A 4,516-nucleotide genomic window follows, 5' to 3' on the forward strand; every position below is an offset into this window, starting at 1 on the left:
TACGCGACAGAAACGACGTTTAGAGGGTGGCGACCCAGGATCTCGCGCAACGTCTGAAGCACTTCTGAAAGTTCTACAAGATCCTTGGGCGCACCCAAGCAAATGCGTACTGCACCCGGGTTGCCGTCACTTACAGCGGAGGCGATCGATGGCGTCACGAATATGCCGCAACCTCGTGCGGCAGCCGCAAACTGATCCGGAGACCACTTTGGCGGCAAGGGCAACCACGCGTAGAAGGCTGGAAACTGAAGCTTTGAGGCTTCGGGGAAGACCTCCAGGAACACCCGGTAACGCTCCAACGCCTGCCGGCGCCTCTCACGCAAAAGTTCTTCCAAGTCTCCGCTTTCAATCAGCCGCACAGCTGCCTCGCTGATCATGGGAGCAACAAACCAGGCGGAGGCATGCAGAAGGAGTTCGGCTTGACCCGTATACGCTGTCGGGACAGTCAATGTGCCGAGCCGGAAACCCGGCGCAACGCATTTCGAATAGGACGTCACATAGAAGGTGCGGCCCGGTGCCAACGAGGCGATCGGCACCGGACGTTCGGGGAAGAAAAAGCCGTAGACGTCATCCTCAATGACAGCGAGATCGAGCTCTTCGGCCAGTTCGGCAATGCGGCGGCGACGCGCAATGCTCATGGTACGCGCCGTCGGGCTCTGAAGCGTAGGCATGCAATAGAGCACCCGCGCGCCGGACTCCCGGCAAGCCTGTTTCAGCGCGTCAGGACGCAATCCTTCCTTATCCATCTCCACAGGCACCAAGTTGAGATGACTGGCTACAGCGATTGCTTTAAAACCCGAATAAGTCAGTGCATCCACAAGAATGCTGTCACCAGATTTTACGATCAGACGTAGGGCAATATCGATGGCGTGCTGGGCGCCGTTGCACAAGAACAGCTGCGCCGGCTCAACGGTGAAACTGCTATCGGACAATGAGGCCGCGATGACTTCGCGGTGTTTCGAGATGCCAGCGTGAGGGTGGTACCTCAGCAACGGGCCCAGATCACGCTCGCGTGCTATCTCGCTGAATAATGCAGCCAGTATCTGTGTCTCGTTCCCCTCGGCGGGTACGTTGAGACCAAGATTAACTGGCTCATGCCTTGCCGCAGCCTCCGAGCGGGTGATCGTGCGGCGCCGAACGAAGGTGCCCTGCCCCACATGCCCGCTAACGATGCCTCGTTGTTCGGCCTCCTGGTAGGCTTTGCTGACTGTGCCGACTGAAAGACCAAGCTGTCGAGCCAGATCACGGTGTGCCGGCAGCCGGTCGCCATCAGTCAGCCGACCATCGGCAATATCCTGTTCCAGCGCATTTACCAAAGCAAGGTAACGCGGGCCCTCAGACGCGAGCTGAAGTGGTCGCCAACCCGAAAATGAATCGTCCAAGCTCATGTCCCGCGTTCCTTTTCCTTTTATGTCATCCCCCGCTACGAATGGAGATGGCCGACATATTTTCTTACAGTGTAGGATTCCAGACCCTCTATTCCGCCTTCGCGGCCCCAGCCACTGTCGCCAATTCCGCCGAAGGGTGTTTCCGGAATCGTCACCACCATCTGATTGATGCCAATCACACCGACCTCCATTTCCTCCGCTATGCGGTTCGCAGTCGCGGCAGAGCGTGTGAAGGCATACCCGGCAAGACCATAGGGCAATGCATTGGCCCGTGCGAGAGCCTGTTCTGTGTCATCAACAGGTTGCACTAGCGCAAGCGGACCAAAAGGTTCGTCTGTCATGGCCTTAGCGTGGTCAGGGATGTCGGCAAGGATGGTCGGCCCATACATGAGACCGGGAGCATTGAGGCGTTCGCCTCCGGCGATGAGCCGCGCCTGACAAGACAAGGCATCTGCGATCAGGTTATCCATGGCGGCGACACGGCGGGTGTTTGCGACAGGCCCCACCGTCGTGGCGGATCGCAAACCATCGCCGACGACCTGCTTATCTACAAAGGCTCGAGCATGCTCGAGATACTCCTCATAGATTGGGCGTTCGACGAAGAAGCGGGTCGGCGAGGTGCAGACCTGGCCACTGTTGCGCAGCTTGATCGCCATGGAAAGTTCCGCAGCACGCTGCACATCGGCGTCTTTCGCGACGATCACGGGCGCATGGCCGCCCAGCTCCAGGGTGGCAAGAGTCAAAGTCTCTCCTGCAAGGCGAGCGAGATGGCGTCCGACCGGCGTCGAACCCGTAAACGAAATTTTACGAATGACCGGCGAGCGAATGAGATACTCTGAGACGTCGGCAGGGACACCGAAAACGACGTTCAGTACACCTTTCGGCAGACCTGCATCGGCGAGCGCCCGTGCCATCTCCAGCGTAGTGCCTGGCGTTTCTTCCGCCGGTTTTATAATACAAGTGCAGCCTGCGGCAAGCGCCGGAGCGATCTTTCGAGCAGGCGTCACGGCCGGGAAGTTCCATGGCGTAAAACAAGCGACCGGGCCAACCGGCTCCTGTGTGACCGTCTGGCGCATATCAGACATGCGCGCCGGAATTACTCGGCCATAGCTGCGCCGGCCCTCTTCTGCGAACCAATCGAAGAACTCCGCAGCGGCGGTGATCTCGCCCTTAGCCTCCGCCAGCGTCTTTCCCTCTTCCAAAGTCAGCACCGTTGCAATTCGGTCCAGACGTTCCCGCATGAGGTCGGCGGCACGGCGTAAGATCTGTCCACGCTCGAAAGGTGAAGTCCGCTTCCAACCTTCAAAGGCTCGGCTTGCTGCCGCGATCGCGCGATCAAGTTCTGGCTTTCCGGCGTGCGGCAGGGTGCCGAGAGGCTGCTCTGTGGCAGGATTGAGAACAACTTCGCTGCCAGCCCTGGTTTCCTCAATCCATTCTCCATCGATAAGGAGAGCAAGTTTCGTATACATATTTCTTCCTTCAACGGGTAAATTCAGCTCAGGCGGAACATGTGGGCAACGTTTCTTGTGAAGCGCGTCGCTAACTTTTCGCGGCTCCAGCGCCGCACCGGCTACCTCTTATGAGGCCTCACGCGTTCTGCGTGTTAGCCCAGCGCGCAAGACCCGCATCGGCAATAATCTTTGTGATGGCCGCTTTCTGTTCTTCCGCCAGCGGGAGCAACGGCAAACGTGGGCCACCGGCGTCGCGACCTAGTTGGCTCATGGTCTCTTTGATGGCCGCATAGTATGCTCCTGACTGGAAGCACCGATAAAAGGCGAAGACATCGCGGCCGAGATCGTCCAAGGCCTTATCGCCCGTCAGCGCCTTGTCCCAATAGTCGCGGATCAACGGCCCGGCGATCTGATGCGCCATTGCGACCACCCCATGAGCACCCACGGCGCGAGCTGGAACGATCATTGTTTCGTAGCCGACGAAAACACGAAGCCTCTCACCGACGCGCTGTACAAGCTCGGTTACCTGTGTGATGACACCAGAGCTGTCTTTGATCGCGACCACAGTCGGTAGGGCGGAGAGTTGCTCCACGAGGGCCGGCGTGATGTCGATCCCCGCACGTTTTGGGCTGTTGTACAGCATCAGAGGCAGCGGCGTGTTGGTGGAAATGTACTGGAAGAAGGCCACGATTTCACGCGGGCTCGGCATGGCGTAGATCGGCGGCAGGATCATGCCACCCGCGCAGCCCGAAGCCACGGCCGACTGGCACGCTTCCAGAACATCCTCGACACGGAGGTCGGCAACACCTGCCAGTACGGGCACGCGACGAGCCACATGCTCAACGGTCAATTTGTAGAGGCGGGCGCGTTCGGTTGTGGTGAGTGCATAGAACTCGCCGGTGCTACCAGCCGCCACGACCCCTTGCGCGCCATTCGAGATAGCCTCGTCGATGAGTTCCTTGTAGCGGGTCTCATTGATGGAGCCATCGGCTCCGAAGGGAGTGACGAGAACGGGGAAAATACCGCCCCAGTTTACATTGGCCATTATCGGTTATCCTTTGTTTTCAGACAGCATGAAGGTGGGACTGTAGAACCCACCAGGGGACTGAGAAGACGGGCCTGCTCCGTGAAGCGCCCGACGAAAGCCGCTAGCCTCGGATTGGCGTCAGAAAGCAGTAGTTCACGCGGATCGCCACTGGCGGCGACGACCCCTTGGTCCATGAAGATCACCCGATCGGCCAACTCATAAGCCAAGCCAATCTCATGCGTGACGATGACCATGGTCATGCCTTCGGCGGCGAGCTGGCGGATTGCAGCCAGCACCTCGCCCACTAATTCCGGGTCCAACGCCGAGGTAGGCTCGTCGAAGAGCATTATGGTGGGCTGCATGGCTAGAGCCCGGGCAATTGCGACACGCTGCTGCTGACCACCCGAGAGCTGTGACGGATATTTGTGGCCCGCGTCCGGAAGGCCCATACGAGCAAGGAGTTCGCGAGCCTGTGCCTCTGCCTCAGTGCGGGGCACATGCTTCACCACCACCGGGGCTTCGATGATGTTTTGCAACGCGGTCCGATGCGGGAACAGGTTGAAGCTCTGGAAGACCATGCCGGTTTTGCCGCGCGCAGCATTGAGTTGTGCACTGGTAAGTTTCAGCCGTTCGGTATCCGTGCGGCGGAA

At 59.1% G+C, this 4,516-nt stretch carries 4 protein-coding genes; all 4 read right to left on the minus strand.

Annotated features, from left to right (window positions below; translation table 11 throughout):
* A partial coding sequence (locus AS026_RS26720) for an aminotransferase-like domain-containing protein (protein ID WP_028749621.1) occupies window positions 1-1,388 on the minus strand: 1,388 nt, incomplete at its 3' end.
* A 35-nt stretch (window positions 1,389-1,423) separates the two neighbouring features.
* Window positions 1,424-2,857 carry an NAD-dependent succinate-semialdehyde dehydrogenase gene (locus tag AS026_RS26725; RefSeq protein ID WP_062372992.1) on the minus strand — a complete coding sequence of 478 codons (1,434 nt, stop codon included), beginning with the start codon at window positions 2,855-2,857 and terminating at the stop codon, window positions 1,424-1,426.
* 118 nt (window positions 2,858-2,975) lie between these two features.
* Complete coding sequence (locus tag AS026_RS26730) at window positions 2,976-3,884, minus strand: dihydrodipicolinate synthase family protein (RefSeq protein ID WP_062372995.1); 909 nt, start codon at window positions 3,882-3,884, stop codon at window positions 2,976-2,978.
* Window positions 3,884-4,516 (minus strand): amino acid ABC transporter ATP-binding protein (locus tag AS026_RS26735; protein ID WP_062372989.1); only part of this gene is annotated, 633 nt, incomplete at its 5' end. The genes AS026_RS26735 and AS026_RS26730, both read right to left, overlap by 1 nt.

Source organism: Rhizobium altiplani, from assembly GCF_001542405.1.
Classification (GTDB): Bacteria; Pseudomonadota; Alphaproteobacteria; order Rhizobiales; family Rhizobiaceae; genus Rhizobium; species Rhizobium altiplani.

Excerpts from the sequence above, each read along its gene's own strand:
- AS026_RS26730 (WP_062372995.1), bottom strand. The coding sequence starts at position 3,884 with ATGGCCAATGTAAACTGGGGCGGTATTTTCCCCGTTCTCGTCACTCCC.
- AS026_RS26725 (WP_062372992.1), bottom strand. The coding sequence starts at position 2,857 with ATGTATACGAAACTTGCTCTCCTTATCGATGGAGAATGGATTGAGGAA.